Origin of the sequence: Acidovorax sp. (assembly GCF_016783915.1) — a bacterium.
In the GTDB taxonomy this organism is placed as follows: Bacteria; Pseudomonadota; Gammaproteobacteria; order Burkholderiales; family Burkholderiaceae_C; genus Acidovorax.
Map to the genome: position 1 here is coordinate 39383 of NZ_JADHVT010000008.1, position 26892 is coordinate 66274.

General features: G+C 63.5%; 29 protein-coding genes. 22 read left to right on the plus strand and 7 right to left on the minus strand.

Translation table 11 applies throughout. The annotated features are described in order from the left end of the window. Positions 1 to 240 precede the first annotated feature (240 nt). Together ISS20_RS03360 and ISS20_RS03365 are read left to right on the plus strand one after the other, a co-directional pair. Positions 241 to 969, plus strand: coding sequence for a response regulator transcription factor (locus ISS20_RS03360; protein ID WP_291433682.1), 729 nt, complete (start codon positions 241 to 243; stop codon positions 967 to 969). Between the two features lie 41 nt (positions 970 to 1010). Then, positions 1011 to 2078 carry an ATP-binding protein gene (locus ISS20_RS03365; protein WP_291433683.1) on the plus strand — a complete coding sequence of 356 codons (1068 nt, stop codon included), beginning with the start codon at positions 1011 to 1013 and terminating at the stop codon, positions 2076 to 2078. Between the two features lie 2 nt (positions 2079 to 2080). Here ISS20_RS03365 and ISS20_RS03370 read toward each other — a convergent pair whose 3' ends face one another. Continuing rightward, on the minus strand, positions 2081 to 2344 hold the full coding sequence (locus tag ISS20_RS03370) for a DUF1653 domain-containing protein (RefSeq protein WP_291433685.1): 264 nt from the start codon (positions 2342 to 2344) through the stop codon (positions 2081 to 2083). Positions 2345 to 2409: 65 nt separating this feature from the next. Between ISS20_RS03370 and ISS20_RS03375 the strand changes: the two genes are divergently transcribed. The 3 genes from ISS20_RS03375 to ISS20_RS03385 all read left to right on the plus strand — a co-directional run bounded on the left by ISS20_RS03375 (position 2410) and on the right by ISS20_RS03385 (position 7027). Continuing rightward, the gene (locus tag ISS20_RS03375) at positions 2410 to 4263 is read left to right on the plus strand and encodes a M48 family metalloprotease (RefSeq protein WP_291433687.1); all 1854 of its coding nucleotides are present in this window, start codon (positions 2410 to 2412) and stop codon (positions 4261 to 4263) included. Positions 4264 to 4406: 143 nt separating this feature from the next. Next, positions 4407 to 5681 carry an RsmB/NOP family class I SAM-dependent RNA methyltransferase gene (locus tag ISS20_RS03380; protein WP_291433689.1) on the plus strand — a complete coding sequence of 425 codons (1275 nt, stop codon included), beginning with the start codon at positions 4407 to 4409 and terminating at the stop codon, positions 5679 to 5681. A gap of 131 nt (positions 5682 to 5812) precedes the next feature. Next, entirely contained in the window at positions 5813 to 7027 is a 1215-nt protein-coding gene (locus ISS20_RS03385; RefSeq protein WP_291433691.1) for a fatty acid desaturase, read from the plus strand. 263 nt (positions 7028 to 7290) lie between these two features. On the opposite strand, the gene rpmG is transcribed toward ISS20_RS03385, so the two are convergent. The 3 genes from rpmG to trxB form a co-directional block, all read right to left on the minus strand. Continuing rightward, positions 7291 to 7461 carry a 50S ribosomal protein L33 gene (gene rpmG, locus ISS20_RS03390; protein WP_008904999.1) on the minus strand — a complete coding sequence of 57 codons (171 nt, stop codon included), beginning with the start codon at positions 7459 to 7461 and terminating at the stop codon, positions 7291 to 7293. An 11-nt stretch (positions 7462 to 7472) separates the two neighbouring features. Beyond that, complete coding sequence (gene rpmB / locus ISS20_RS03395; protein ID WP_015013086.1) at positions 7473 to 7706, minus strand: 50S ribosomal protein L28; 234 nt, start codon at positions 7704 to 7706, stop codon at positions 7473 to 7475. 181 nt (positions 7707 to 7887) lie between these two features. Continuing rightward, positions 7888 to 8841, minus strand: a complete 954-nt coding sequence (trxB, locus tag ISS20_RS03400; protein ID WP_291433716.1) for a thioredoxin-disulfide reductase — start codon at positions 8839 to 8841, stop codon at positions 7888 to 7890. Positions 8842 to 9035: 194 nt separating this feature from the next. On the opposite strand from trxB, the gene ISS20_RS03405 reads away from it, so the two are divergent. The 11 genes from ISS20_RS03405 to ISS20_RS03455 all read left to right on the plus strand — a co-directional run bounded on the left by ISS20_RS03405 (position 9036) and on the right by ISS20_RS03455 (position 20607). Then, a complete protein-coding gene (locus ISS20_RS03405; protein ID WP_056061043.1) occupies positions 9036 to 9713 on the plus strand; it encodes a Crp/Fnr family transcriptional regulator in 678 nt (225 codons plus the stop codon). A gap of 73 nt (positions 9714 to 9786) precedes the next feature. Further along, entirely contained in the window at positions 9787 to 12123 is a 2337-nt protein-coding gene (locus tag ISS20_RS03410) for a DNA translocase FtsK (protein ID WP_291433719.1), read from the plus strand. A gap of 44 nt (positions 12124 to 12167) precedes the next feature. Then, positions 12168 to 12800 carry an outer membrane lipoprotein chaperone LolA gene (gene lolA / locus ISS20_RS03415; RefSeq protein WP_291433720.1) on the plus strand — a complete coding sequence of 211 codons (633 nt, stop codon included), beginning with the start codon at positions 12168 to 12170 and terminating at the stop codon, positions 12798 to 12800. Positions 12801 to 12896: 96 nt separating this feature from the next. Then, positions 12897 to 14252 carry a replication-associated recombination protein A gene (locus tag ISS20_RS03420; RefSeq protein ID WP_291433721.1) on the plus strand — a complete coding sequence of 452 codons (1356 nt, stop codon included), beginning with the start codon at positions 12897 to 12899 and terminating at the stop codon, positions 14250 to 14252. A gap of 357 nt (positions 14253 to 14609) precedes the next feature. Next, the gene (locus ISS20_RS03425; protein WP_291433724.1) at positions 14610 to 15539 is read left to right on the plus strand and encodes a branched-chain amino acid ABC transporter permease; all 930 of its coding nucleotides are present in this window, start codon (positions 14610 to 14612) and stop codon (positions 15537 to 15539) included. A 13-nt stretch (positions 15540 to 15552) separates the two neighbouring features. Continuing rightward, on the plus strand, positions 15553 to 16629 hold the full coding sequence (locus ISS20_RS03430) for an ABC transporter ATP-binding protein (RefSeq protein WP_056061055.1): 1077 nt from the start codon (positions 15553 to 15555) through the stop codon (positions 16627 to 16629). 20 nt (positions 16630 to 16649) lie between these two features. Continuing rightward, on the plus strand, positions 16650 to 17444 hold the full coding sequence (locus tag ISS20_RS03435; RefSeq protein ID WP_291433727.1) for an ABC transporter ATP-binding protein: 795 nt from the start codon (positions 16650 to 16652) through the stop codon (positions 17442 to 17444). A 2-nt stretch (positions 17445 to 17446) separates the two neighbouring features. Beyond that, positions 17447 to 18175 (plus strand): ABC transporter ATP-binding protein, encoded by a 729-nt coding sequence (locus ISS20_RS03440; protein ID WP_291433728.1) that lies wholly within the window; start codon positions 17447 to 17449, stop codon positions 18173 to 18175. A gap of 213 nt (positions 18176 to 18388) precedes the next feature. Then, complete coding sequence (locus tag ISS20_RS03445) at positions 18389 to 18751, plus strand: DMT family protein (protein WP_015013099.1); 363 nt, start codon at positions 18389 to 18391, stop codon at positions 18749 to 18751. A 178-nt stretch (positions 18752 to 18929) separates the two neighbouring features. Then, positions 18930 to 19577, plus strand: coding sequence for a DUF47 domain-containing protein (locus ISS20_RS03450; RefSeq protein ID WP_063461305.1), 648 nt, complete (start codon positions 18930 to 18932; stop codon positions 19575 to 19577). A 19-nt stretch (positions 19578 to 19596) separates the two neighbouring features. Further along, positions 19597 to 20607 (plus strand): inorganic phosphate transporter, encoded by a 1011-nt coding sequence (locus tag ISS20_RS03455; RefSeq protein WP_291433730.1) that lies wholly within the window; start codon positions 19597 to 19599, stop codon positions 20605 to 20607. Between the two features lie 117 nt (positions 20608 to 20724). Here ISS20_RS03455 and ISS20_RS03460 read toward each other — a convergent pair whose 3' ends face one another. Continuing rightward, a complete protein-coding gene (locus ISS20_RS03460; protein WP_056061068.1) occupies positions 20725 to 21171 on the minus strand; it encodes a TM2 domain-containing protein in 447 nt (148 codons plus the stop codon). A 10-nt stretch (positions 21172 to 21181) separates the two neighbouring features. Further along, positions 21182 to 21703, minus strand: a complete 522-nt coding sequence (locus tag ISS20_RS03465; RefSeq protein WP_056061071.1) for a GNAT family N-acetyltransferase — start codon at positions 21701 to 21703, stop codon at positions 21182 to 21184. Between the two features lie 145 nt (positions 21704 to 21848). On the opposite strand from ISS20_RS03465, the gene rpsP reads away from it, so the two are divergent. The 6 genes from rpsP to ISS20_RS03495 all read left to right on the plus strand — a co-directional run bounded on the left by rpsP (position 21849) and on the right by ISS20_RS03495 (position 26047). After that, positions 21849 to 22100: a 30S ribosomal protein S16 gene (gene rpsP, locus ISS20_RS03470; RefSeq protein WP_015013104.1), complete on the plus strand. Its 252-nt coding sequence runs from the start codon at positions 21849 to 21851 to the stop codon at positions 22098 to 22100. Between the two features lie 74 nt (positions 22101 to 22174). Further along, the gene (gene rimM / locus ISS20_RS03475; RefSeq protein ID WP_099729608.1) at positions 22175 to 22747 is read left to right on the plus strand and encodes a ribosome maturation factor RimM; all 573 of its coding nucleotides are present in this window, start codon (positions 22175 to 22177) and stop codon (positions 22745 to 22747) included. Positions 22748 to 22771: 24 nt separating this feature from the next. Further along, positions 22772 to 23530 carry a tRNA (guanosine(37)-N1)-methyltransferase TrmD gene (gene trmD / locus ISS20_RS03480; protein ID WP_099729609.1) on the plus strand — a complete coding sequence of 253 codons (759 nt, stop codon included), beginning with the start codon at positions 22772 to 22774 and terminating at the stop codon, positions 23528 to 23530. Positions 23531 to 23658: 128 nt separating this feature from the next. Next, a complete protein-coding gene (rplS, locus tag ISS20_RS03485) occupies positions 23659 to 24045 on the plus strand; it encodes a 50S ribosomal protein L19 (protein WP_099729610.1) in 387 nt (128 codons plus the stop codon). 91 nt (positions 24046 to 24136) lie between these two features. Next, entirely contained in the window at positions 24137 to 24859 is a 723-nt protein-coding gene (locus ISS20_RS03490; protein WP_291433738.1) for a CoA pyrophosphatase, read from the plus strand. Between the two features lie 201 nt (positions 24860 to 25060). Next, positions 25061 to 26047, plus strand: a complete 987-nt coding sequence (locus tag ISS20_RS03495; RefSeq protein WP_291433740.1) for a CobD/CbiB family protein — start codon at positions 25061 to 25063, stop codon at positions 26045 to 26047. Positions 26048 to 26095: 48 nt separating this feature from the next. On the opposite strand, the gene rsgA is transcribed toward ISS20_RS03495, so the two are convergent. After that, the coding region (gene rsgA / locus ISS20_RS03500; protein WP_291433742.1) for a ribosome small subunit-dependent GTPase A at positions 26096 to 26892 on the minus strand (797 nt) is incomplete at its 5' end.

Sequence of the window (26892 nt, forward strand, 5' to 3'; positions counted from 1 at the left end):
CGTTGTTCCTTTCGTTCCAAAGGTGGACCGGTGCCGGGCCCTCCACTGCGGAAGCCCTCAGCCATGGCCCGATCCCATTCTTGGGTGCGCGTGTCTCCAGGGTTTGTCCGCTTTGTACCAAGGCCGATACAAAGGGCAGATGCAAGGCATGAACAGGGGGGCAAAGGCCCGCCAGATTGCCCCGCGCAGGGTGCTAAGCCTCCCTAAACTTGGTGCGTTCTTTTGTGCCTGTGCCTGCCCATGCAACACATCCTGGTGGTGGACGACGATGTCGAGATCACCATACTCCTCACCGACTACCTGACCCGCTTTGGCTATGCCGCCCACGCGGCCTGTGACGCGCAGACGATGCGCGCCCAGATGGCCGCCCAGCCCATCGGCCTGGTGGTGCTGGATGTGATGCTGCCCGGCACTGACGGGATCACGCTGGCAAGGGAGCTGCGTGAGCGCTCGCGGGTGCCCATCATCATGCTCACCGCGCGCGCCAACCCGTATGACTGCGTGCTGGGGCTGGAGATGGGCGCGGACGATTACATGGGCAAACCCTTCGAGCCGCGTGAGCTGGTGGCCCGCATCCAGACCGTGCTGCGCCGCACGCGCGGCGCCGAGGCACCTGTGCGGCAGGGGCCTGATGAAGTGGTGCGGTTTGATGGCTGGACGCTGCACAGCCTGGAGCGGCATCTGGTGTCGCCCGGGGGCATGGTGGTGCCCTTGTCGAATGCCGAGTTCCGTTTGCTGTGCACCTTTTTGCGCATGCCGCGCCGCGTTTTCAGCCGCGACCAGCTCATGGAGCAGGCCCGCGGCCGGGCCATGGATGCATTCGAACGCAGCATCGACCTGTTGGTGTCACGCCTGCGCAGCAAGCTTGCGGACGACCCGCGGTCGCCTTCCATGATCCGCACCGTGCGCGGTGCCGGGTATCTGTTCAACGTGCAGTCGCTGCAAGGGCAGGTAGGGTGGCCCCACTGACGCCCACGCAATCGCAGCTGCGCGCTGCAGTCCAGCGCTGCATGCCTGACACCCTGTTCGGTCGGCTCGCCCTGCTGCTCATCGCCGCCGTCATCGTGAGCCATGTGCTGGCGCTGACACTGATGTTCGAGCTGCGCCCCGCCCACCCAGGGCCTCCACCGGGCCCGCCGCCGCATGCGGTGGCTGCCGATGGGCATTCGTTCCCGCCGCCAAGGCCGGTTGAGGGCTTAGGCATATGGAACGCGCCGTCCTCGCTGCAGCTGGGCCTGCTGCTGGACATCAGCGTGCGCCTGGCTGCGCTGGTGGCTGCGGCGTGGTGGGCCGCGCGCTGGCTGTCGCGCCCCATGCGCCGGCTGGCCACGGCCGCGCAGGAGCTGGGGCGCGACATCCACCGCCCCCCTTTGCCCGAGGACGGCACGCTGGAATGCCGCGACGCCAGCCGCGTGTTCAACCAGATGCAGGCGCGCATCCGCCAGCAACTGGCCGAGCGCGACCGCTTTGTGGCGGCCGTGTCGCACGATTTGCGCACGCCCCTGACGCGGCTGCGGCTGCGCACCGAAAGCCTGGGCGACGCCCAGGCGCAGCAGCTGTTTCGGCGCGACATTGCCGAAATGGACGCCATGATTGCCTCCACGCTGGATTACCTGCGCGGCGTGGCGGGTGCGGAGGCCTGGGTGCATCTGGATGTGCAGGCCTTGGTGGACAGCATGGCGGACGACCAGGTGGCGATGGGTCACGCCGTCACCGTGGCGGGGCAGGCTGCCCCCTTGCGCGTGCAGGCCGTGGCACTGCGGCGTTGCCTGGACAACCTGGTGGGCAATGCCGTGCGCTACGGCGGCAGCGCCGAGGTCACGCTGCACGACGCGGCGGACGCCCTGACCATCGAGGTGCGTGACCATGGCCCGGGCATTACTCCCGAAGAGCTGGACCGGGTCATGGAGCCTTTCTACCGCGTCGAGGCTTCGCGCAATCGCCAGAGCGGCGGGGTGGGGTTGGGGCTCACCATCGCCAGCGACATCGTCCGGCGCCACGGTGGGCAACTTTCCCTGCGCAATGCACCGGGCGGTGGGCTGGTGGTGGCGGCGGTGTTCCCGCGCACGGTCGCTTGATATCAGCGGGGTTCAGGCGGCGGGGCTTCACCCTCCCATTTCTCAAACCGGGGGCGCAGTACGCCTTCGATGAGCACTTGCTCCTCAAACATGGCGGCCGGCCGCACCCACAGGCCGCGCTGGCCATACAACGCGCGGTACAGCGTCATGGGCTCCAGCGTCTCGCTGTGCCGCACGGTGTCGATCACTTCATAGAGCATGCCCTTGTAGTGGCGATACAGGCCGGGGGGCGTGCGGATGAGGTCGGGCAGGTCGTCGTCGGTCATGGTGCTTTGGTGGCGTGAGTGGTTAGGATGGCGGCTGAAAAAAACAACCAGAGTGAGGGACGCCCGTGGATCAGGCAGATTTTGTGCACATGGTGCGCATGAGCGAGCATGCCAGCGCCGAGAACAGTCGCGCATACCGCCGCAGTGTGGCTGCGTTTGCCGCCCTGGGTTATGCATGGGTGCTGGGGTGTATGGCACTGTCCGTTGGCATTTTGCTGTGGGTGGTGCCCCAGTTGCTGCAAGGGCGCTTTCGTTTCGCGATGCTGTTGGCCCTGCTGGGTGCCGGAGGTCTGCTGTGGGTGAGCCTGCGTGCGCTGTGGGTGCGGTTTGATGAGCCCCAGGGCGTGGAGATCACAGCGCTGGATGCTCCCGACCTGTTTGAAGCGCTGGCGCGCATCCGCCGCAAGATCAAAGGCCCACCCATCCACAAGGTCACGCTGACCGACGAGTTCAACGCCAGCATCCAGCAACTGCCGCGTTTTGGGCTGCTGGGCGGCGCTGTCAACCACCTGAGCATTGGCCTGCCCTTGCTGATGGCGCTGGACCGGCCGCGTTTCCTGGCGGTTCTGGCGCATGAATACGGCCACCTGCGTGGCGACCATGGCCGTTTTGCCGCTTGGATCTACCGCACGCGCCTGTCATGGATGCGCTTGAACCACAGCCTGGCTGATGACGAGGGGCCGGTGGCTGCCGCCACGCAGCTGTTCATGCGCTGGTACTTCCCGCGCTTTTCTGCCAAGACCTTTGCGCTGGCTCGCCAGGACGAGTACGAGGCCGACCGCATTGCCGGCAAGCTGCTGGGCCGAGATGTGACCGCTGCGGCCCTGGCCGAGATCGAGATACGGGGCGCGTGGCTGCAAGCGGAGTTCTGGGGCAACCACTGGTGTGCAGCTGCGGGCAACCCCTTGCCGGTGGGGCCCTACCGCAGCATGCGCCGTGCCCTGGCCAAGGCCCCCGACGCAGCCTTTGCCAACGACTCCTTGCGCCAGGCGCTCAAGCGCCTGAGCAATCTGGACGACACCCACCCCGGCCTGCGCGACCGCATCGAGGCACTGGATGCCACCCCCACGCTGCCCGATTGGTCGCGCGGCAACGCGCTGGCCCTGCTGGGGCCTGATGCCAAGCGCTGGGTGGCGCATTTCGACAAGCAATGGTGCCGCAACAACGCCAGCGAATGGAAGCAGCACCACGCCTGGCTGGGGCGCGTGCGCGCACGCGCCGAGGCCCTGGGTGCATCGACGGCGCAGAGCAGTGCCGCCGACCTGGTGGAGCTGGCCCGCCTCAAGCGCCACCTGGACCCGCATGCCGATGTGCGTGCACTCTACGAGCTGGCGTTGCAGCGCAGCCCCGAATACCCCGCTGCCCTGCGTGGACTGGTGCCTTGCCTGGCGGATGATGATCGCGAGGGCAAGCTCCAGTTGCTGCACCGGTTGTGGGAGACGGGCAGCAGCGACCGCTACTGGGCCGCGCGCACGGCATTGGCCGAGCTGGAGACGCCACGCCTGGGGCTGGATCACGATGCAGCCGTCTTCAAGCAGTGGCGCAAGCGGCTGGAGCGCGCGCAGGAGTCTGAAGAACGGGCCTGGGAAGAGCTGTCGGGCACGTCGTTCTTCAGCCAGATCGTGCGGCACGACCTGAGCTCCTTCGAACTGGCCGAGCTGCAGTCCGAACTGGCCCGCTGCGCTCCTTTGGCCCGGTGCTGGCTGGTGCGCAAGAACCTGCGCGAATACCCCCAGCGCAGGGCCTACCTGGTGTTCGTAGAGCTGCCGGGTATGGACGATGAAAGCCGCTACCACCTGTGCCGCGCGCTGGAGCGCAACCTGAGCCTGCCCGGCCCCGCGCTGGTGCTGTGGGCGGGAGAGTCGCCGACGCTGCAGCAGATCGAGCGCTCGGCGTTTGAACCGATCTACTCACGCTGAAGAAGAAGAGCGATCAATCCCAGCGCTGACTTTGTTGCATACCCGTTCTGCAGCGCTTTGGGGCGCTGCGCTGCCAGGGCAATGGACCGCCAAAGAAAAGGCGTCGAGCGGGCCCTCGCGGCGGGGAATGGGACAATCGGGGGATGCATCCCAAAGTTCTTCTCGACGCCTGTGCCGAACTGGTCAGGCTCACCCTCACGTTTGAACACCCCGCCGACGCGGTGGTGTCACGTTTCTTCCGCGACAACCGGGGCCTGGGGCCGCGCGAGCGCGCCACGCTGGCTGAAACGGTTTACACCGTGCTGCGCAAAAAGCTGCTGTTTGACCACATGGCTCCGTCGGGCTCGGGTCCCAAGGAGCGCCGCCTGGCCATCCTAGGCTTCTACGGCCCGCGCGACTTCCTCAAGAGCGCGTTGACCGATCAGGAAAAGAACTGGCTGGACCAGTGCGATGCTGTCACGGTCGATGACCTCATGGAGCGCCACCGCCACAACCTGCCCGAATGGATGGTCAAACCCCTGAAGGACCAGTTGGGCGATGGTTTCTGGCCGCTGGTGGAAAGTCTCGCCCAAAGCGCACCCCTGGATTTGCGCGTCAACGCGCTCAAGGACAAGCGTGCCGATGTGCAAAAGGAGCTGGCCAAGGCCGGTATCAAGGCAGTCCCTACGCCGTATTCGCCCTGGGGCCTGCGCATTGACGACAAGCCTGCGCTGACCAAGCTCGATGCCTTCACACGGGGCGCCATCGAGGTGCAGGACGAGGGCTCACAGCTGCTGGCTTTGCTGCTGGACGCCAAGCGTGGCGAGATGGTGGTGGACTTCTGCGCCGGCGCAGGGGGCAAGACGCTCGCCATTGGCGCGAGCATGCGCAGCACCGGGCGCCTCTACGCGTTCGATGTGTCAGCACACCGTCTGGATGCGCTCAAGCCCCGCCTGGCACGCAGCGGCCTGTCGAACGTGCACCCCGCCGCCATCGCGCACGAGCGCGACGACCGCGTCAAGCGTCTGGCGGGCAAGATCGACCGCGTCCTCGTGGACGCGCCTTGCTCGGGCCTGGGCACCTTGCGGCGCAACCCCGACCTCAAATGGCGCCAGTCGCCCAAGGCCATCGATGAGCTGGTGGCCAAGCAGACGGCCATCCTGGACAGCGCAGCCCGCCTGCTCAAGTCGGGCGGCCGTCTGGTGTATGCCACCTGCAGCATCCTGCCGCAAGAAAACGAGGCCATTGCCGAGGCCTTCAGCGCCGCACACCCCGACTTTCAGCTGCTGGATGCTGGTGAACTGCTGGAGCAGCTCAAGGTCGAGGGCGCCAAGGGTTTGTGCAGCGGCGGCGCATCGGGCAATAGCTATTTGCGTTTGTGGCCCCATCTGCATCAGACCGACGGGTTTTTTGCCGCCATCTGGGCCAAGAAGGACTGAAATGCTGGGGGTATGGCTCTAAACCAGCGTAAATACTGTGGATTCCCCTGATCCGTTCAGAGGCAGGCCATCTAAAATTAACCACCTGTTTCGTTGGTGAGCGGGTTCTCTGTAGTAAGGTTTTTGTGAATATGCTGTTACCCGACTGGGCTGTACTGAACGCCGCCATTGACTGGCTGGGACATGGGTTGTGGAACCTGGCCTGGTGGCAGATCGTGTTGTACACCCTTGCCACGACCCACATCACCATTGCGGCGGTCACGATCTTCCTGCACCGCGCGCAGGCGCACCGTGCGCTGGACCTGCATGCTATCCCCTCGCATTTCTTCCGCTTCTGGCTGTGGATTGGCACTGGCATGGTCACCAAGGAATGGGTGGCCATCCACCGCAAGCACCACGCCAAATGCGAAACCGTGGACGACCCCCACAGCCCCCAGACCCGCGGGCTGGATACCGTGATGTGGCGCGGCGCCGAGCTGTACCGCGCCGAGTCCAAGAACATGGAAACCATCAAGAAGTTCGGCCACGGCACGCCCGATGACTGGATGGAGCGGAATGTGTACACCCGCTACGGCTGGCAAGGCGTGGGCCTCATGCTCATCCTGGACCTGGCCCTGTTTGGCGCCCTGGGCGCCGCGGTGTGGGCGGTGCAGATGCTCTGGATTCCGTTCTGGGCAGCAGGGGTGGTCAATGGTGTGGGCCACTACTGGGGCTACCGCAACTTCGAGGCGCAGGACGCCAGCACCAACCTGTCGCCCTGGGGCATCATCATTGGCGGTGAAGAGCTGCACAACAACCACCACACCTACCCCACGTCGGCCAAGTTCTCGGTCAAGCCCTATGAGTTCGACATTGGCTGGGTGTACATCAGCCTCATGAAGAAAATTGGCTGGGCCAATGTGAAGAAGGTGCCGCCCAAGCTGCAACTGGGCGATGTGAAGCCCGTGGCCGATGAAAAGACGCTGGAGGCCTTGATCGCCAACCGCTACGAAGTGATGGCTGGCTATGCGCGCGGCGTGCGTCAGGCTTGCAAGGATGAGATTGCCGCGCTGCAGGCGCGCCAGGCCGACGTATCGGTGCTCAAGGCCGCCAAGCGCTGGCTGCACCGCGATACCGAGAAGGTGCCAGCAGGTGCCTTGCCCCAGCTGGCGCAGGCCCGCGCTGCATCTCCGACGCTCGACAAGATGGTGACCATGCGCGAAGAGCTGCGTCAGTTGTGGCTGAACACCTCCCAATCCCGCGAGCAGCTCACTGCGGACCTGCAAGCCTGGTGCCGCCGGGCGGAAGAAAGCGGTGTGGCGGCCTTGCGCGAGTTCTCCATCCGTCTGCGCGCTGCACGGGTTTGATGTAACGCCTTGGTGGCGCAGCCGGTCGGACCACTGACCCCGGCGCACCTCCCCCCAAACCGCTGCAGGGCCTTGTGCCTTCAGCGGTTTTTGTTGGCTGTGGGTTCAGCGCGAAAAGCTGGCGGGGAGCAAGTGGTCGATGGAGGTTGGACTGCTGCGGCAGGGGGCGGGGTGCGCGGCAGGTCGCGCGTGAGAGTCGTCCATGAAAAAAGCCGCCGGGCTGGATGCCGGGCGGCTTTTTGGATGACAAGAAAGAGACTGAATTACTTCAGCTTCATTTCCTTGTATTCCACATGCTTGCGAGCTTTGGGATCAAATTTCATGATCAGCATCTTCTCGGGCATGGTCTTCTTGTTCTTGGTCGTGGTGTAGAAGTGACCGGTACCCGCAGTGGATTCCAGCTTGATCTTGTCGCGTCCGCCTTTGCTTGCCATGGTGCTACTCCTTAAGCCTGGCCACGGGCACGCAGGTCTGCGAGCACCGAGTCGATACCGTTCTTGTCGATCAAACGCAGGGCAGCGCTCGAAACACGCAGGCGAACCCAGCGGTTTTCACTCTCAACCCAGAAACGGCGGTATTGCAGGTTCGGCAGGAACCGGCGCTTGGTTTTGTTGTTGGCGTGGGAAACATTGTTCCCAGTCATGGGCTTCTTGCCCGTTACGTCGCAGACGCGTGCCATGAGGACACTCCGATACTTATTAACGGCCGCTCGCTGAGCCCTGGGCTGTTTGCCCAGGTTGGCTTGCGGCCTCACCTCGCCAGAAAGGGTGGCGGTAACCCGATTTGCCTGTTTCGAAGGACCGCAAAAACGGGCCGAATTCAGCAAAGCCGCAGATTATAGCCTGCTGCTCAGTTTTTCATCAAGACTCTTGTTCCAAAAAGCGCTGGGCGTCCAGTGCAGCCATGCAGCCCGTACCAGCACTGGTGATGGCCTGGCGGTACACATGGTCCTGCACGTCGCCGGCGGCGAACACGCCGGGCACGCTGGTCTGGGTGGCAAAACCCTTGAGCCCGCCCTGGGTGATGATGTAACCGTTCTCCATCTCCAGCTGGCCCTGGAAGATCTCAGTGTTGGGCGCGTGGCCGATGGCAATGAAGCAGCCCTGAAGTTTGATGTCTTCCGTGCTGCCGTCCTTTGTGCTCTTGATGCGGATGCCTGTCACGCCGGTGTTGTCGCCCAGCACCTCGTCGAGCGTGTTGAAGAGCTTGAGCTCGATCTTGCCCGCTGCCACTTTTTCGTTGAGCTTGTCCACCAGAATGGGTTCGGCCTTGAACTTGTCGCGGCGGTGCACCAGTGTGACCTTGCGGGCGATGTTCGAGAGGTACAGCGCTTCTTCCACCGCCGTATTGCCGCCGCCCACCACGCAGACATCCTGCTCGCGGTAGAAGAACCCGTCGCAGGTCGCGCAGCCGGACACACCCTTGCCCATGAAGGCCTCTTCCGAGGGCAGGCCCAGGTATTTGGCCGATGCGCCAGTGGCCAGAATCAATGCGTCGCAGGTGTAGGTGCCGCTATCGCCGGTGAGCGTAAAGGGGCGTTTGCTGAAATCGACCTTGTTGATGTGGTCGAAGATGATCTGGGTCTTGAAGCGCTCGGCGTGCTCGAGAAAACGCTGCATCAGCTCCGGCCCCTGCACGCCGTGGACGTCGGCAGGCCAGTTGTCCACCTCGGTGGTGGTCATCAGCTGGCCACCCTGGGCCATGCCGGTGATGAGCACCGGGTTCAGGTTGGCGCGGGCGGCATAAACCGCTGCGGTGTAGCCCGCTGGGCCCGAGCCAAGGATCAGAACTTTCGCGTGTTGGGTGGTGGACATGGTAAAAGCCTGTGTTTTGCGCCCGCTACATGGGGCGCTGTTGGGAAAGCTGGGGGTCGAGCCGCCGAGTATCAACCGGCGTCCGCTCGCAAGAGTGGCCCCGTTTTCAATCACGGTGATTGTAAGAACCCATTGATAACCCCTGCATGACCGCTGCGGCTCCGGCTGGGTCGCGCCCTGAAAGGAGATGTTTCATGTCGACGATGTTGTCCAACCTGGACCTGCTGCGCCGGGTGCCCTTGTTCTCGCTGCTGACCGTGGCGCAGGCCGAGGTGATCAGCGGTGCGGTGATCAAGCGCCGCTTCAAGCGTGGCGAGGCTCTGGTGGAGCAGGGGCAAAAGTCCAATGCCTTGTTCATACTGCTCACAGGGCGCGCCCGGGTCATGACGTCGGACAGCCGGGGGCGTGAGGTGATTCTGGCCACCCTGGCCCAGGGCGACTACCTGGGCGAGATGAGCATCATCGACAACGAACCCCACTCGGCCACGGTGCGTGCGGAGGTGCAGACCGACGTGCTGATGCTGGGGCGTGCGGAGTTTGCACGTTGCCTCACCGAGAACGCGTCCATGTCGCTGGTGGTGATGCGCGGGCTGGTCAAGCGCCTGCGCCATGCTGATCGCAAGATTGAGTCACTCGCGTTACTGGATGTGTACGGCCGGGTGGCCCATGCCTTGCTGGACTTTGCGGTGCCCGATGCGCAGGGGCAGCTGCTGATCAAGGACAAAATCTCCCGCCAGGACCTGGCCAAGATGGTCGGAGCTTCCCGCGAAATGGTCAGCCGCGTGATGAAAGACCTGGAGGAGCGCGGCTTCATCGAGGCGCTGCCCAGCGGTGCCACCCTGCTCAAGGACCGGCTGAACGCGCTGGGCTGAAAGCCGGGGGGTGGACCCTGCGCCGGGTGGTGCGCCCAGCGCAACGCATGGGGTAAGCTCACCCCGCACGTTTATGACCTATTCCCTCAATACCCTGAATGCATCGGCGGCTGCCAAGTCGCCGCCCCGCACGGGCGCCGCCCGTTTTGGCCACGAAATCGCCCTGGTGGTGGGCTTGCTGGCCCTGGTTTTCTGGCTGCTGGCGCTCGTCAGCTATTCGGCGCAGGATGCGGCCTGGTCCACCTCGGGCGCTCGCGACGCACGCTCCGTTGCCAATTGGGCGGGGCGCTTTGGCGCCTGGCTGGCCGATGGCAGCTACTTTGCGCTGGGGTTTTCAGTGTGGTGGTGCGTGGCGGCAGGCGTGCGCGCCTGGCTGTCGTCGCTGGCGCGCTGGATGCGCGGGGGCGAAGTGGTGGCGGGCGCCGCCAGCCCTCTGGTGCGCCGGGCCACGTTCTGGGGTGGTCTGGTGGTGCTGATGTGTTCCAGCACGGCGCTTGAATGGTCGCGTCTGTACCGGTTTGAGTCGTTCCTGCCTGGGCATGCTGGTGGTGTGCTGGGTTACCTGGTGGGACCGGCTGGCGTGAAGTGGCTGGGTTTCACGGGCTCCGGCTTGCTGGCGATCGTGCTGGCGGTGGCGGGGGCGGCCCTGGTGTTCCGCTTCTCGTGGGGCCATGTGGCGGAGTTTCTCGGCGGGCGCCTTGATGCGCTGGTGCAGTCGCGCCTGGCAAAACGCGAGGTGGCCAAGGATGTCGCCGTGGGCCGCAAGGCGGCCCGCGAGCGCGAAGTGGTGGTATTGGAGGAGCGCACCGAAAGCGAGGTGCACCACCCCGAGCCCGTGCAAATCATCGAGCCGATTCTGGTGGATGTGCCACAGAGCACCCGCGTGGTGAAGGAGCGCCAGAAACCCCTGTTCACCGAGATGCCGGACAGCAAGCTGCCCCTGGTAGACCTGCTCGATGGCCCCCTGCAGCGCCAGGAAACCGTGGCCCCCGAGACGCTGGAGATGACCAGCCGCCTCATCGAGAAAAAGCTCAAGGACTTTGGCGTGGAGGTGCGCGTGGTGGCCGCCATGCCCGGCCCGGTGATCACCCGTTACGAGATCGAACCCGCCACCGGCGTGAAGGGCTCGCAGATCGTGGGGCTGGCCAAGGATCTGGCGCGCTCGCTCAGCCTGGTGTCCATCCGGGTGGTCGAGACCATCCCCGGCAAGAACTACATGGCGCTGGAGCTGCCCAACGCCAAGCGCCAGTCCATCCGTCTGTCCGAAATCCTGGGATCGCAGGTCTACCACGAGGCCAAGAGCATGCTCACCATGGGCCTGGGCAAGGACATCGTGGGCAACCCGGTGGTGGCCGACCTGGCCAAGATGCCGCACGTGCTGGTGGCCGGTACCACGGGCTCGGGCAAGTCGGTGGGGATCAACGCGATGATCCTCTCGCTGCTGTACAAGGCCGAGGCACGCGATGTGCGCCTGCTGATGATCGACCCCAAGATGCTGGAAATGTCGGTCTACGAAGGCATTCCGCACCTGCTGGCGCCCGTGGTCACCGACATGAAGCAGGCGGCCCACGGCCTGAACTGGTGCGTGGCCGAGATGGAGCGGCGGTACAAGCTCATGTCCAAGCTGGGTGTGCGCAACCTGGCGGGCTACAACGTCAAAATCGACGAGGCCAAGGCGCGCGAAGAGTTCATCTACAACCCCTTCAGCCTCACGCCCGAAGAGCCCGAGCCGCTGCAGCGCCTGCCACACATCGTGGTCATCATCGACGAGCTGGCCGACCTGATGATGGTGGTGGGCAAGAAGATCGAAGAACTGATCGCCCGCCTGGCGCAAAAGGCGCGCGCGGCCGGCATCCACCTGATCCTGGCCACCCAGCGCCCCAGCGTGGATGTGATCACCGGCCTGATCAAGGCCAACATCCCCACCCGCATCGCGTTCTCGGTGGGCTCCAAGATCGACAGCCGCACCATCCTCGACCAGATGGGCGCCGAGGCGCTGCTGGGCATGGGTGACATGCTCTACATGGCCAGCGGCACGGGCCTGCCGATTCGCGTGCACGGCGCCTTTGTGTCGGACGAAGAAGTACACCGTGTCGTCAGTTACCTCAAGCAGCAAGGGGAGCCGGACTACATAGAAGGCGTGCTCGAAGGTGGAACTGTGGATGGCGAGGGTGATCTGTCAGGGGAGGGCGGTGGTGGCGAAGGGGGCGAGAAGGACCCCATGTACGACCAGGCCGTCGAAGTGGTGCTCAAGGACCGCAAGGCCAGCATCTCGTACGTGCAGCGCAAGCTGCGCATTGGCTACAACCGCTCGGCGCGTTTGCTGGAAGACATGGAAAAGGCCGGACTCGTCAGTGGCCTGACCACCAGCGGCCAGCGCGAAGTGCTGGTACCCAACCGCAGCGAATGACCGGCCGGACCGCAAGGCCGGACCCTACCCCACAGGAGTTTCTGTTGAAAAAGATCGCTACTGCAATTTTGATAGCTGCTGCGGCAAGCGTGGCTAGCGCTGACGGGTTAAAAAGCCTGGAGTCCTTCATGAAGGGCACGCAGACGGGTAAGGCCGATTTCACCCAGACCGTGACTTCGCCCCCCAAGGATGGCCAGACCGCGCGCACCAAGACATCGAGCGGCAGCTTTGAATTCCAGCGCCCCGGGCGCTTCAAGTTCGTCTACAAAAAACCTTTCGAGCAGACCATCGTGGCCGACGGCCAGACCCTTTGGCTGTACGACGTGGACCTGAACCAGGTCACGCAGCGCTCGCAATCCCAGGCCCTGGGCAGCACGCCCGCAGCACTGCTGGCGTCCGCGCCCGACCTGTCGGCGCTGAAGGCCGAGTTCACGCTGGAGGCCTCGCCCGATGCGGACGGCCTGCGGTGGGTACTGGCCAGCCCCAAGACCAAGGACGGCCAGCTCAAGAGCGTGCGTGTGGGCTTTGCGGGCGAGCAGCTTGCGGCCTTGGACATCCTGGACAGCTTTGGCCAGCGTTCGCTGATTCGTTTTACCGGCATGCAGGCCAATACGGCGCTGCCTGCCAGCACGTTCCAGTTCAAGCCTCCGGCTGGGGCGGATGTCGTGAAGCAGTAGGTTTTGCTCTCAAAAGAATAGCTGCTGGTGCATGTTTTTTGGGCGCTAGAGGCCAGTTTGGCTTCAAAATCAGCGTGATGTAGACAGGATACGAACATGGCAGCACGCGGTGCCTCCGCCCCTTCCTCGGTACACCCTTCCACCCACCAGCCCCTGGCTGAACGCCTGCGGCCCCGCACACTGGGCGAGGTGATCGGGCAGCAGCATGTGCTGGGCCCGGGCATGCCGCTGCGGCTGGCGTTTGAGTCCGGCAGACCACACAGCTGCATCCTGTGGGGCCCGCCCGGCGTTGGCAAGACCACCATTGCGCGCCTGATGGCCGATGCGTTCGATGCGCAGTTCATCAGCATCAGCGCCGTGCTGGGTGGGGTCAAGGACATCCGTGAGGCCGTAGAGCAGGCTCAGGCCGCGCGCGACGGGCTCATGCAGCAGCGCACCATCGTGTTCGTCGATGAAGTGCACCGGTTCAACAAGAGTCAGCAGGACGCGTTTTTGCCGCATGTCGAGTCGGGCCTGTTCACCTTCATCGGCGCCACCACCGAGAACCCGTCCTTCGAGGTCAACTCCGCACTGCTGTCGCGTGCAGCGGTGTACGTGCTGCAGCCGCTGTCCGAGCAGGATTTGAAGCAGATAGTGGCGCTGGCGCAGAAAGAACATGCGCTGCCTGCTATAGAAGATATAGCAATTGACCGCCTGGTGGCCTACGCCGATGGCGACGCGCGCCGCCTGCTCAACACGCTGGAAACCCTGTCCATGGCGGCCGCGCAGGAGAAACTTCCCGAGATCACCGATGCCTGGCTGCTCAAGGTGCTGGGCGAGCGCATGCGCCGCTACGACAAAGGTGGCGAGCAGTTCTACGACACCATCAGCGCGCTGCACAAGTCCGTGCGGGGCTCCGATCCCGACGCCGCGCTGTACTGGCTGGTGCGCATGCTGGACGGCGGCGCCGACCCGCGCTACATGGCGCGCCGCCTGGTGCGCATGGCAGCCGAGGACGTGGGTCTGGCCGACCCGCGCGCACTGCGCCTGGCGCTGGACGCCAGCGAGGTGTACGAGCGCCTGGGCAGTCCCGAAGGCGAGCTGGCACTGGCCGAATGCGTGGTGTACCTGGCGGTGGCGCCCAAGTCCAACGCGGTCTACAAGGCCTACAACGCGGCGCGGGCCTGGGTCAAACAGGATGGCACACGCCCAGTGCCCATGCACCTGCGCAATGCGCCCACCAAGTTGATGAAAGAGCTCGACTACGGCAAGGGCTACCGCTACGCCCACGACGAGGAGGGTGGCTTTGCGGCGGGTGAGAACTACCTGCCCGAAGGCATGCCGGAACCCGGCTTCTACCAGCCCGTGGAGCGGGGCCTGGAGATCAAGATCGCACTGAAGCTGCGTGAGTTGCGCGACCGCAATACCGCAGCGGCCACGCCTGGCGTACAAGATTCAGACACCGCCTCGTGATCGGTAGTCTGGCTGGCTGGGCGAGGTGGCCGCGCACCTCCTGCGGCGGCCCCAACGCACTGCGCAGCGCGCTTTATGCCGATTCGGCATGATCAAGGTAATAAGTTTGCACATCAATTATCTTGCGTGCATCAAAATTCCTTATGCAGTGCGTGGCGCGCTGATGTGACGAAAACCCGAGGGAAAACCCCGCCCGGCTTGGATTGGGGCGGTTGTGACTACTCGCTACAATCCCGTCCACAAACCCGCACAGCTGCATTCCTGGCGGGTTTTTTGCTAGATGGCAGTCGGGCCCACAAGGCTGTACCGATTCCGGTGCCAAAGCGGTGGGTACGTCACAAACGAAGGACTTCTCTTATGGACATTTTGCTGCAACAGATCATCAACGGTCTGGTACTCGGCAGCATGTACGCCTTGATAGCCTTGGGCTACACGATGGTGTACGGCATTATTCAACTCATCAATTTCGCCCACGGCGAGGTGCTCATGATCGGCGCCCTCACCAGCTGGAGCTGTATTGGAATGATGCAGGCTGCCATGCCCGGCGCGCCGGGTTGGGTCATCTTGCTGCTGGCCACGCTCATCGCCTGCGTGGTCGCTGCCACGCTCAATTTCGTGATCGAAAAAGTGGCCTACAAGCCACTGCGCACAAGTCCCCGTCTCGCCCCCCTGATCACTGCCATCGGCATGTCGATCCTGCTGCAGACGTTGGCCATGATCATCTGGAAGCCCAACTACAAGCCGTACCCCACGCTGCTGCCCAGCACGCCGTTCCAGGTGGGTGGTGCGTACATCACGCCCACGCAGATCCTGATTCTGGGTGTGACGGCGGTGGCCCTGGCCTCGCTGGTCTATCTGGTCAACCACACCAACCTGGGCCGTGCGATGCGCGCCACGGCTGAGAACCCCCGCGTGGCATCCCTGATGGGCGTGAAGCCCGACATGGTGATCTCGGCCACCTTCATCATCGGCGCCATTCTGGCGGCCATCGCCGGCATCATGTATGCCTCTAACTACGGCACGGCGCAGCACACCATGGGCTTCCTGCCCGGGCTCAAGGCCTTCACGGCTGCGGTGTTCGGCGGTATCGGCAACTTGGCCGGCGCGGTGGTGGGCGGCATCCTGCTGGGCCTCATCGAAGCCATCGGCTCGGGCTACATCGGCACGCTCACGGGCGGTCTGCTGGGCAGCCACTACACCGACATCTTTGCGTTCATCGTGCTCATCATCATCCTGACGCTGCGCCCCTCGGGCCTGCTGGGTGAGCGTGTTGCCGATCGCGCCTGAGGAGCCTCACACCATGAAGAACACCAAAACCAACTGGATCATCGGCGCCGTGGCGCTGCTGGTGCTGCCGCTGATCCTGCAATCCTTCGGCAACGCCTGGGTGCGTATTGCCGACCTGGCCCTGCTGTACGTGCTGCTGGCTCTGGGCCTGAACATCGTGGTGGGCTACGCCGGCCTGCTGGACCTGGGCTACGTGGCGTTCTACGCCGTGGGTGCCTACCTGTTTGCCTTGATGGCCTCGCCGCACCTTGCGGACAACTTTGCGGCGTTTGCCGCCATGTTCCCTAACGGGCTGCACACCTCGCTGTGGATCGTGATACCGGTGGCGGCGTTGTTAGCGGCGTTCTTTGGCGCCATGCTGGGGGCGCCCACGCTCAAGCTGCGCGGCGACTATCTGGCCATCGTGACGCTGGGCTTTGGCGAAATCATCCGCATCTTCCTGAACAACCTGGACCACCCCGTCAACCTGACCAACGGCCCCAAGGGTCTGGGTCAGATCGACTCGGTCAAGATCTTTGGCCTGGACCTGGGCAAGCGGCTGGAGGTGTTCGGTTTCGACATCAACTCCGTCACGCTGTACTACTACCTCTTCCTGACCCTGGTGGTGGTTTCCATCATCATCTGCTACCGCCTTCAGGACTCGCGCATCGGCCGCGCCTGGATGGCCATCCGTGAAGACGAAATTGCCGCCAAGGCGATGGGCATCAACACCCGCAACATGAAGCTGCTGGCCTTCGGCATGGGTGCTTCGTTCGGCGGCGTGTCGGGTGCGATGTTCGGTGCGTTCCAGGGCTTTGTGTCGCCCGAGTCGTTCAGCCTGATGGAGTCGGTCATGATCGTCGCCATGGTGGTCCTGGGCGGTATCGGCCATATTCCTGGTGTGATCCTGGGCGCCGTGCTGCTGTCGGCCCTGCCCGAAGTGCTGCGCTATGTGGCAGGCCCCCTGCAGGCCATGACGGACGGCCGCCTGGACTCCGCCATCCTGCGCCAGCTGCTGATCGCACTGGCCATGATCATCATCATGCTGATGCGTCCCCGTGGTCTGTGGCCTGCGCCCGACCATGGCAAGAGCCTCACGCAGAAGACCTGAACACCGCAGAAAGTTAGAACATGGCAGAGAACATTCAGAAATCGGCCAGCGACGTGGTGCTGCGGGTTGCCGGCATTTCCAAGCGCTTTGGCGGCCTGCAAGCCCTCTCCGACGTGGGCATCACCATTGAGCGAGGCCAGGTGTATGGCCTGATCGGCCCGAACGGCGCGGGCAAGACCACGTTCTTCAACGTGATCACCGGCCTGTACACCCCCGACAGCGGCACCTTCGAACTCGCGGGCAAGCCCTACGAGCCCACGGCCGTGCACGAAGTGGCCAAGGCGGGCATTGCGCGCACCTTCCAGAACATCCGTTTGTTTGCAGAAATGACGGCGCTGGAAAACGTGATGGTGGGCCGCCACATCCGCACCAAGTCCGGCCTGCTGGGCGCTGTGCTGCGCACCAAGGGCTTCAAGGAAGAAGAAGCCGCCATCGCCAAGCGTGCGCAGGAACTGCTCGACTACGTGGGCATTGGCAAGTTTGCCGACTACAAGGCGCGTACCCTGAGCTACGGCGACCAGCGCCGCCTGGAGATCGCCCGGGCCCTGGCCACTGACCCGCAACTGATTGCGCTGGACGAGCCCGCCGCCGGCATGAATGCCACCGAAAAGGTGCTGCTGCGCGAGCTGATCGACCGCATCCGCAACGACAACCGCACCATCTTGCTCATCGAGCACGATGTGAAGCTGGTGATGGGCCTGTGTGACCGCGTGACGGTGCTGGACTACGGCAAGCAGATCGCCGAAGGCACACCTGCCACCGTGCAGAAGAATGAAAAAGTGATTGAGGCCTATCTGGGCACCGGAGGACATTGAGAATGGCCGAAAAATCCAACAAGGTACTGCTGCAGGTCAAGGGCCTGAAGGTGGCCTACGGCGGTATCCAGGCCGTGAAGGGCGTGGACTTTGAAGTGCGCGAAGGCGAGCTGGTCTCGCTGATCGGCTCCAACGGTGCAGGCAAGACCACCACCATGAAGGCCATCACTGGCACCCTGGCCATGAACGATGGCGACATCCTGTACCTGGGCGAAAGCATCAAGGGCAAGGGCGCCTGGGACCTGGTGAAAAAGGGCCTGGTGATGGTGCCGGAAGGCCGTGGCGTGTTCGCACGCATGACCATAACCGAGAACCTGCAGATGGGCGCCTACACCCGCAAGGACAAGGCGGGAATTCTGGCCGACATCGAGAAGATGTTTACCATTTTCCCGCGCCTGCGCGAGCGCAAGGACCAGCTGGCCGGCACCATGTCCGGCGGTGAGCAGCAGATGCTGGCCATGGGCCGCGCGCTGATGAGCCAGCCCAAGGTGTTGCTGCTGGACGAGCCCTCGATGGGCCTGTCGCCCATCATGGTGGACAAGATCTTTGAGGTGGTGCGCGACGTGTACGCCCTGGGCGTGACCATCGTGCTGGTGGAGCAGAACGCCAGCCGCGCGCTGGCGATTGCCGACCGTGGCTACGTCATGGAATCCGGCCTGATCACCATGTCGGGCCCCGGCCAGCAACTGCTCAACGACCCCAAGGTGCGTGCTGCCTACCTGGGCGAATAAGCGGCTGCAAGCCTGCGCACCGCTTGTGTGGTGCGGCTGCTTTCCAGCAAGGCACTCCCTCGGGAGTGCCTTTTTTTGTGCCTGGAGATGCTGTGGGTGGTGAAATAATTTGCTATTAAATATATAGCTGTCAAGGTATGTAACACCGGCGCAATCGGCTGATTTTGTTCATAATCTGCCGCTTCGTTCACCCACCCAGCCTGTCGCCCTCACATGAACGCGCTCCAATCTCTGCCCATTTCGCTGCAAACGGTGTTGCTGCTCACTGCCAGCAATATCTTCATGACCTTTGCCTGGTACGGCCACCTGAAGAACCTCGCGTCCTCGCCGTGGTACGTCGCCGCCCTTGTCAGCTGGGGCATTGCGCTGTTTGAGTACCTGCTGCAGGTGCCTGCCAACCGCATTGGCTTCACCCAGTTCAACGTGGGGCAGCTCAAGATCATGCAGGAGGTCATCACGCTGGGCGTGTTTGTACCCTTCGCCGTGTTCTACATGGGCCAACCCCTGAAATGGGACTACCTCTGGGCCGGGCTCTGCCTGGTAGGTGCGGTGTATTTCATCTTCCGGGGCGCCTGACGACAGAACATCCGAACGGCCGGCGCCCCGCCGCCTATCGCGCCATGCGCATGACTGTATGAGGCGGCGGCATCAGTCCCTGCAGGGCGCACGGTTAAACTCGTCATGTCACGAAAGCGTCATGGTTTTGTCATGGCGCGGCCTTTCCTCACCATTCGTTCCCGATCCAGGAGTTTTCATGCTGTTTGCCAAGCTGTTGCCACGCGAAGGCAATTTTTTCGAAATGTTCAACCAGCATGCGGACCGCATCGTCGAGGCGGCCCGGGCCTTCTCGCAACTGGTGGCCAACTACAGCGACCCGCACCTGCGCGACAAGTACAACCAGGATGTGGACAACGCCGAGCGTGCCGCCGACCGTGTGACGCACGAGGTGAACAAGGCCATCCACAAGACCTTCATCACCCCCATCGACCGCGAGCAGATCCACACGCTGATCAACACCATGGACGATGTGGCCGACCTGATCCAGGACTCGGCTGAAACCATGGCGCTGTACGACGTGCGCCACATGACGGAAGAAATCACGCGCCTCACGGACCTGAGCCTCAAGTGCTGCGAACGTCTGCGCGATGCCGTCAAGCTGCTGGACAAGATCGCCGACCCGGCCGTGGCCGAGGCCGCGCTCAAGACCTGCGAAGAAATCGACAGGCTCGAATCCGACGCCGACCGCGTGATGCGCAGCGCCATGAGCAAGCTGTTCCGCGAGGAGCCTGATGTGCGCGAGGTGATCAAGCTCAAGGCCATCTACGAGCTGCTGGAGACGATCACCGACAAGTGCGAGGACGTGGCCAACTGCATCGAGGGCATCGTCCTCGAGAACTCCTGATCCGCGCAGGCTGACCAGTATGGAAACCGTACAGACGGCCCTCTGGGTTGTGGTTCTGCTTGTGGCCCTGGCAATCCTGTTCGACTTCATGAACGGGTTCCACGACGCGGCCAATTCGATCGCCACGGTGGTCTCCACCGGCGTGCTCAAGCCCGCTCAGGCGGTGCTGTTTGCCGCCTTCTTCAACTTTGTGGCGATCTTTGTCTTTCATCTGAGCGTGGCAGCGACGGTGGGCAAGGGCATCGTGCAGCCCGGCATTGTGGACACGCACGTGGTGTTTGGCGCCCTGGTGGGCGCGATCACCTGGAACGTGATCACCTGGTACTACGGTATCCCCAGCAGCTCCTCGCACGCGCTCATCGGCGGCATCGTGGGGGCCGTGATTGCCAAGGCTGGTGCGGGCGCGCTGATCTCGGCGGGCATCCTCAAGACCGTGGCGTTCATCTTTGTCTCTCCGCTGCTGGGGTTTGCGCTGGGCTCGCTCATGATGGTGGCCGTGGCCTGGATCTTCCGGCGCACGCGCCCGAGCAAGGTGGACAAATGGTTCCGCCGGTTGCAGCTGGTATCTGCAGGCGCCTACAGCCTGGGGCATGGCGGCAACGACGCGCAAAAGACCATTGGCATCATCTGGCTGCTGCTGATTGCCACGGGGTACTCGTCGGCGTCTGACGCTTCGCCCCCTGCCTGGGCCATCATCAGCTGCTACGTGGCCATTGGCCTGGGCACGATGTTTGGCGGCTGGCGCATTGTGAAGACCATGGGCCAGAAGATCACCAAGCTCAAGCCCGTGGGCGGCTTCTGTGCCGAAACGGGCGGGGCGCTGACCTTGTTCCTGGCCACCACGCTGGGTATTCCTGTGTCCACCACGCACACCATCACGGGCGCCATCGTCGGTGTGGGCTCCACCCAGCGCGCCAGCGCCGTGCGCTGGGGCGTGGCGGGCAACATCATCTGGGCGTGGATTCTGACCATCCCGGCGAGCGCCTTCGTGGCCGCCGTCGCCTACTGGATCAGCCTGCAGCTGTTCTGATGGCCGAGTGGTCGTGAATGCTATTGAATAGATAGCATTCAAGGCAATCAACACTAGCGCATACGCCCCATTGAGTGTGAATTTGATGGGGCGTTTGCATTGGCGCCTGCCAGCGGATCACTGCGAGATCTTGCGCGCTTCCTCGATCTGGTACTCAAAGTACCGCTGGAAACTGAATGCCAGGCTGGCCATCAGTACCGTTGTCCCGATCAGCAGGGACACCACGATGGCGCCCACGGTGATCCATTGCGTCCTGCCCGGTGCGGCGTCCGGTGCGGCGCTGGGGTTGTAGCGCGCATTCCATGCCTCGGGTGTCATCAGCGCGTACAGGATGGCACGCAGCGCACAGGCGGCAATCGTGAAGCCCAGCAGCGGTATCAGTACCCAGCTGTAGTGGTCGTCCTGGCCGAGTTGCTGCACCCGCTGAATGCCATAGATGCCCAGCGCCGTGGGGATGGGCAACAACCAGCCGAGCATGTCGGACAGGCCATGAAGGTAAAAGCGGTGCAGGCCCAGGGGTCCGCCGACAAAGGCGAGCCAGGCGGCTACGGTTTTGTTTTTCATGGGTGCCGCGCTATTCGGGAGAAGTGGTGTCGCCCGCGCCCAGGGTCTTTTCCATGAGCACGATGTCGCGCCAGGCGCCGAACTTCCAGCCCACCGAGCGCATGATGCCCACATCGGTGAAGCCCAGGGCCCGGTGCACGCCGATCGAGCCTGCGTTGGCAGAGTCGCCAATCACCGCCAGCAGCTTGCGCACGCCAGCCGCTTCGGCCTGTACCGCCAGCTCGGCCAGCAGCTTGCGGCCCAGGCCCATGCCGCGGGCCTGGTCGGCCACGTAGATCGAGTCTTCGGCCGAGAAGCGGTAGGCCGGGCGGGGCTTGAACCAGTTGGCATAGGCAAAGCCCAGCACTTGACCGTCTTTCTCCGCTACCAGCCAGGGCAGGCCACGCGCCAGCACGTCAGCGCGGCGGCTTGCCATGTCGGCTTCGGAGGGGGGATCTATCTCGAAGGTGCCCGTGCCGTGGAGCACATGGTGTTGGTAAATGGCCGTGATGGCAGGAATATCGCTGTCAGTGCTGGGGCGGATAGAGGGCATTTTGGGGAAATGGATATAATCGCAGGCTTTGCAGCGTGTCGCTGGCCGGGTGGCCATGTCGCGTGTCTCAAGCGTTGCGAATATGGTTGCGAACACTGTGGCTTACGGCAAATGTTGCCGGAGTTCACCACCCGAAGGATAAATCATGGTCGTCATTCGACTCTCCCGCGGCGGCTCCAAGGGCCGTCCTTTCTTCAATATCGTCGTTGCTGACAAGCGCGTGCGCCGTGATGGCCGCTTCATCGAGCGCATCGGCTTCTACAACCCCACCGCCAAGGAATCCGAAGAAGGCCTGCGCATCGTGCAAGACCGCCTGGCTTACTGGGTGGGCGTTGGCGCACAGTCCTCCCCCACGGTGGACCGCCTGATCAAGCAAGCCGCCAAGAAGGCTGCTTAAAGCTCCCTGAAAAGGGCGGGTTCCGTCGGCTGGTCTGGCGGAACCCGCCCTTTTCTCATTCTGGATTCACTGCCATGGCCACCACACCGTTGACCCTCGAACCCGCAGAACTGCCTGCCGATGCCGTTGAAGTGGGGCGCATCGCGGATGCCTGGGGCGTCAAGGGCTGGTTCAAGGTGCTGCCGCACAGCAGCAATCCCGAGGCGCTTTTTTCGTCCAAACGCTGGTACCTGCAGCCCTCCGAGCGGGGTGCCAAGACCTTCAGTGGCACCGTGTTGCTGCCCATCCGCCAGGCCAAGGACCATTCGGACTCCGTAGTGGCCTGGGCGCAGGGCATTGACGACCGCAATGGCGCGGAGGCACTGCGGGGTGCGCGGATTTTTGTGCCACGGTCCAGTTTTCCATCCACCTCCGAAGACGAGTACTACTGGGTCGATCTGATCGGCCTGTCGGTCTTCAACCGTGAAGGTGTGGCGCTGGGTGAGGTGCGCGAGTTGATGTCTACCGGCCCCCAGACCGTGCTGGTGCTGGCCTATGAGCAGGACGGCAAGGCACAGGAGCGCATGATTCCGTTTGTCTCGGCCTTCGTGGACAAGGTGGATCTGGCCGAAAAACGCATCACCGTGGACTGGCAGCCCGACTACTGACCGCGCCGTCACGAGCCGCGCCCTATGCGCTTTGACATCATCACCCTCTTTCCCGAGCTGTTCGCGCCCTTCCTGGCGAGCGGTGTGACCCGGCGCGCCTACGCGAGCGGCCAGGTCGATGTGCGCCTGTGGAACCCACGGGACTATGCCGACGGCAACTACCGCCGGGTGGATGACCGCCCGTTTGGCGGTGGCCCGGGCATGGTGATGATGGCTGAGCCCTTGGCGCGGTGTCTTGCGGCCATCCGGGCAGAGCGTGGTGAGCCCGAGGGCGGCGAGGCGCCGCTGGTTCTTTTTTCTCCCATTGGCGAGTCGCTGAACCACGCCGCCGTGGAGCGCTGGTCTGCCAGCGAGGGGGCCGTGTTGCTGTGTGGACGCTATGAAGGCATCGACCAGCGGTTCATTGACACCCATGTGAATGTCCAGATGAGCCTGGGCGACTTCGTGCTCTCGGGCGGCGAGATTGCCGCCATGGCCCTGCTGGACGCCGTGGCGCGCCTGCAGCCCGGTGTGCTCAACGACGAGGGCAGCCACCAGCTCGACAGCTTCAATCCCGCGCTCGATGGTCTGCTGGACTGCCCGCATTACACGCGGCCCGAAGAGTGGGCAGGGCAGCAGGTGCCAGCGGCCCTCCTGTCGGGTCATCATGCGCAGATCGAGCGCTGGCGGCGTGATCAGCGCTTGGCCACCACGGCCCGCCACCGGCCTGATCTCATCGATGCTGCGCGCAAAGCGGGGCGTTTGGCACCCGCCGATGAGGCGGTATTGGCCAAGCTCGGCTAAATTGCTATAATCAAAGGCTTTTCGATCCTCTGGCCGGCCGTTTTGCCTGGGAGTTCTCCCGCAAAACACTGAGACGTCAATCCCGATGCAGCCATTTTTGGCGCGGACAAGATCACTAGGAAACTCACATGAACCTGATCCAGACCCTGGAAGCGGAAGAAATCGCCCGCTTGAACAAGACCATCCCCGAATTCGCCCCTGGTGACACCGTCATCGTGAGCGTGAACGTGGTGGAAGGTACCCGCAAGCGTGTGCAGGCTTACGAAGGTGTGGTGATTGCCAAGCGCAATCGCGGCCTGAACAGCGGCTTCACCGTGCGCAAGATCTCCAGCGGCGAAGGCGTGGAACGTACGTTCCAGACCTACAGCCCGTTGATCGCCGGCATCGAAGTCAAGCGCCGCGGCGACGTGCGCCGTGCGAAGCTGTACTACCTGCGTGACCGCAGCGGCAAGTCGGCACGTATTAAGGAAAAGCTGCCACAACGCGTCAAGGTTGCTGCCGCCACCGCCGCTTAATTCAAGCAAGGCGAGGGCCTGTCCTGACAAGCCGCTACAGCATCAGCCTGTAGCGGCTTTTTGCTTTTTTGGTCCGTGGAACCTGCTTCTTGTGAACCCTACTTCTCCTCCTGCCGTGTCGTCGGTCATTGCGCCTTTGTCGAGTCTGCCCGATTTTGACCCCCGCATGGTGCCGGTGGTGGGTGTGGATGCCCACCTGCCCGCCGTGTCACTGGCTGCGCAAACGCCCGATGCTTTGCGCGCGCGTTTTGCGCAACCACCCCAGTGGGAGCCAGAGGTGGTGCTGGAGAAGCAATTCATGAACCGCGAGCCAGCCCATGCGTCCGTGTTGCTGGCTATCGTGTTGCGCGAGCAGCCCGTGGTGCTGTTGACGGAGCGCACTGCACACCTGTCCACGCATTCCGGGCAGGTCGCTTTCCCGGGTGGTCGCGCCGATCCGGAAGATGCCAGCCCTGCCGAAACCGCCTTGCGCGAAGCACAGGAGGAAGTGGGGCTGGACCGGGAGTTTGTCGAGGTGCTGGGAATCTTGCCAACCTATGTGACTGGATCGTCGTTCATCATCACTCCAGTGGTCGCCCTGGTGCGGCCAGACTGCGTGCTTCGGCCCAACCCGTATGAAGTGGCCGACCTGTTCGAGGTGCCGCTGGCCTTCCTGCTCGATCCGGCCCACCACCGCCGCCATGTGTTCGACCGCGATGGCGTGCACCGTGAATGGTTCTCCATGCCCTACCAGAAGGGCGACAAGACCCATTTCATCTGGGGCGCTACGGCTGGCATGCTGCGCAATTTCTACCGGTTCATGATGGCTGAATGAACCCCCTTGAGTCGCTTTGGCGGCTTCCTCCGCAAGGGGGGCGCCTCCGGTTTGGCGGGGCGGCCCTTGCGCAGGGGCACTGGCTTAGGCTGTGCCGGTTTCTAGGGTTGCGAGCGTGTTGCGCTCTTCGTGGTGCATGTGTCGCTGAGGTTCGGCGGAATCACGTGCTCCGGTGGCTTGGCGCCAGTATCATTGCCCCCCATGAGTTTCTTCGCCATCCTGTTCGCTCTGCTGATCGAGCAGGCCCGCCCTCTGGCTCGCAGCAATTCCATCCACGCGGGGCTGCGTGCGTGGGCGTTGTCCGTGAGCCGCAATTTCGATGCGGGCAAGTCGCACCACGGCTGGGTGGCGTGGAGTCTCGCGGTACTCGTGCCCGCTCTGGTCACATTGGCCATCCACTGGCTGTTGATGTGGGGCCTTGGCTGGCCGTTTGCTGTGCTCTGGAGCGTCGCCGTGCTGTACGTCACTCTGGGGTTTCGGCAGTTCAGCCACCACTTCACCGGCATCCGCGATGCGCTGGAAGAGGGCGATGAAGATGCGGCGCGCGAGCGTTTGGCGCACTGGCAGCAGGTGGACGTAGGCGCGCTCCCGCGCAGCGAAATCGTGCGCCATGTGATTGAGTATTCGGTGCTGGCAGCCCACCGGCACGTGTTTGGCGTGCTGGCCTGGTTCTCGGTGCTGGCTGCACTGGGTTTGGGGCCGACGGGGGCGGTGCTGTATCGCCTGGCCGAATTTGTCTCGCGCTACTGGCATTACAAGCAGCGTACGGGCGCGTTACCCGCCAGCGAATCCCTGCAGCAGGCCTCCGCGCAGGCCTGGACCGCCATCGACTGGTTGCCCGCGCGGCTCACGGCGCTGAGCTTTGCGGTGGTTGGCAGCTTTGAAGAGGCGATTGAAGGCTGGCGTTTTCATGCGCAGCGGTTTCCCAACGACAACGATGGTGTGGTGCTCGCCGCCACAGCAGGTGCCATCAATGTGCGTTTGGGCGGTGAAGCGCTGAAGGCACGTACTGAGCTGCATGCGCCACATGGCCTGGAGATTGACGCCGACATGGGCGATAGCGACTCCACCCCCGGCCGCGAGCCCGAGGTGGGCCATCTGCGCAGCGTGGTGGGCCTGGTGTGGCGCTCGGTGGTGGTCTGGATGCTGCTGCTGGCTCTGCTGACGTTGGCCCGTTTGCTGGGCTAACCAAGTCTTGCTGCGCTATCTGGTGCAGCGTCGCTAGATGGAGGCTTGTCAATACCGGGTATGACTCAGCTCTTCAAATAAATCGCTATATATTTTGTAGCGAAAAGGACTTATTCCTCCAGCGCCTGCGCCCTTTTTGACGGCATCCAGCACACCACAACCCGGTTCGTGCAGGTGGGTGCAGTTGTAGAACTTGCAGGCCGTTGCATGCTCGGCGATGTCGGGCATGCAGGCCGCCAGTTGCATGGGGGCGATGTGGTGCAGCCCGAATTCCTGGAACCCCGGCGAGTCGATGAGCGCCGTGGTGCGCGCTGCATCCATCCAGTACCAGTGGGTGCTGGTGGTGGTGTGTTTGCCCGAGTTCAGCGCCTGCGAGATTTCGCCAGTCAGTACCGAGGCGCCTGGCACCAGCAGGTTGATCAGCGTGCTCTTGCCAGACCCCGACGGGCCCAGCACCAGCGTGGTCTTGCCCCGCAGGTGTTCCATGAGCAGGGCTCGGTCCACATCGCTGGACAGTGCCAGCGACAGCGGCAGCACGCCATAGTGTTTGCCTGCGCCCATGTGCCGGTAGGGAAGCAGGCGCTCCCATGCTCGGGCGAAGGGTTCGACCAGATCACTCTTGTTGAGGGCGATGATGGGCTGGATGCCCTCCGCCTCGGCCGCAATCAGCGCGCGGGCGAGCTGGCTTTCGGAGAACACCGGTTCTGCCGCAATCAGGATGAGCACCTGATCGAGGTTGGCAGCAAATGACTTGGTGCGGATCTCGTCCTGTCGGTAAAACAGGTTGCGCCGCTCCTTGACCTTTTCGATGGTACCTTCTTCGCCTTGGCCGGGCGGCGGTGCTT

Bases quoted from the DNA above. Each gene is read 5' to 3' on its own strand.
- ISS20_RS03360 (WP_291433682.1), top strand. From the start codon at position 241: ATGCAACACATCCTGGTGGTGGACGACGATGTCGAGATCACCATACTC.
- ISS20_RS03365 (WP_291433683.1), top strand. From the start codon at position 1,011: ATGCCTGACACCCTGTTCGGTCGGCTCGCCCTGCTGCTCATCGCCGCC.
- ISS20_RS03370 (WP_291433685.1), bottom strand. From the start codon at position 2,344: ATGACCGACGACGACCTGCCCGACCTCATCCGCACGCCCCCCGGCCTG.
- ISS20_RS03380 (WP_291433689.1), top strand. From the start codon at position 4,407: ATGCATCCCAAAGTTCTTCTCGACGCCTGTGCCGAACTGGTCAGGCTC.
- ISS20_RS03385 (WP_291433691.1), top strand. From the start codon at position 5,813: ATGCTGTTACCCGACTGGGCTGTACTGAACGCCGCCATTGACTGGCTG.
- rpmG (WP_008904999.1), bottom strand. From the start codon at position 7,461: ATGGCAAGCAAAGGCGGACGCGACAAGATCAAGCTGGAATCCACTGCG.
- rpmB (WP_015013086.1), bottom strand. From the start codon at position 7,706: ATGGCACGCGTCTGCGACGTAACGGGCAAGAAGCCCATGACTGGGAAC.
- trxB (WP_291433716.1), bottom strand. From the start codon at position 8,841: ATGTCCACCACCCAACACGCGAAAGTTCTGATCCTTGGCTCGGGCCCA.
- ISS20_RS03405 (WP_056061043.1), top strand. From the start codon at position 9,036: ATGTCGACGATGTTGTCCAACCTGGACCTGCTGCGCCGGGTGCCCTTG.
- ISS20_RS03410 (WP_291433719.1), top strand. From the start codon at position 9,787: ATGACCTATTCCCTCAATACCCTGAATGCATCGGCGGCTGCCAAGTCG.
- ISS20_RS03420 (WP_291433721.1), top strand. From the start codon at position 12,897: ATGGCAGCACGCGGTGCCTCCGCCCCTTCCTCGGTACACCCTTCCACC.
- ISS20_RS03425 (WP_291433724.1), top strand. From the start codon at position 14,610: ATGGACATTTTGCTGCAACAGATCATCAACGGTCTGGTACTCGGCAGC.
- ISS20_RS03430 (WP_056061055.1), top strand. From the start codon at position 15,553: ATGAAGAACACCAAAACCAACTGGATCATCGGCGCCGTGGCGCTGCTG.
- ISS20_RS03435 (WP_291433727.1), top strand. From the start codon at position 16,650: ATGGCAGAGAACATTCAGAAATCGGCCAGCGACGTGGTGCTGCGGGTT.
- ISS20_RS03440 (WP_291433728.1), top strand. From the start codon at position 17,447: ATGGCCGAAAAATCCAACAAGGTACTGCTGCAGGTCAAGGGCCTGAAG.
- ISS20_RS03445 (WP_015013099.1), top strand. From the start codon at position 18,389: ATGAACGCGCTCCAATCTCTGCCCATTTCGCTGCAAACGGTGTTGCTG.
- ISS20_RS03450 (WP_063461305.1), top strand. From the start codon at position 18,930: ATGCTGTTTGCCAAGCTGTTGCCACGCGAAGGCAATTTTTTCGAAATG.
- ISS20_RS03455 (WP_291433730.1), top strand. From the start codon at position 19,597: ATGGAAACCGTACAGACGGCCCTCTGGGTTGTGGTTCTGCTTGTGGCC.
- ISS20_RS03460 (WP_056061068.1), bottom strand. From the start codon at position 21,171: ATGAAAAACAAAACCGTAGCCGCCTGGCTCGCCTTTGTCGGCGGACCC.
- ISS20_RS03465 (WP_056061071.1), bottom strand. From the start codon at position 21,703: ATGCCCTCTATCCGCCCCAGCACTGACAGCGATATTCCTGCCATCACG.
- rpsP (WP_015013104.1), top strand. From the start codon at position 21,849: ATGGTCGTCATTCGACTCTCCCGCGGCGGCTCCAAGGGCCGTCCTTTC.
- rimM (WP_099729608.1), top strand. From the start codon at position 22,175: ATGGCCACCACACCGTTGACCCTCGAACCCGCAGAACTGCCTGCCGAT.
- trmD (WP_099729609.1), top strand. From the start codon at position 22,772: ATGCGCTTTGACATCATCACCCTCTTTCCCGAGCTGTTCGCGCCCTTC.
- rplS (WP_099729610.1), top strand. From the start codon at position 23,659: ATGAACCTGATCCAGACCCTGGAAGCGGAAGAAATCGCCCGCTTGAAC.
- ISS20_RS03495 (WP_291433740.1), top strand. From the start codon at position 25,061: ATGAGTTTCTTCGCCATCCTGTTCGCTCTGCTGATCGAGCAGGCCCGC.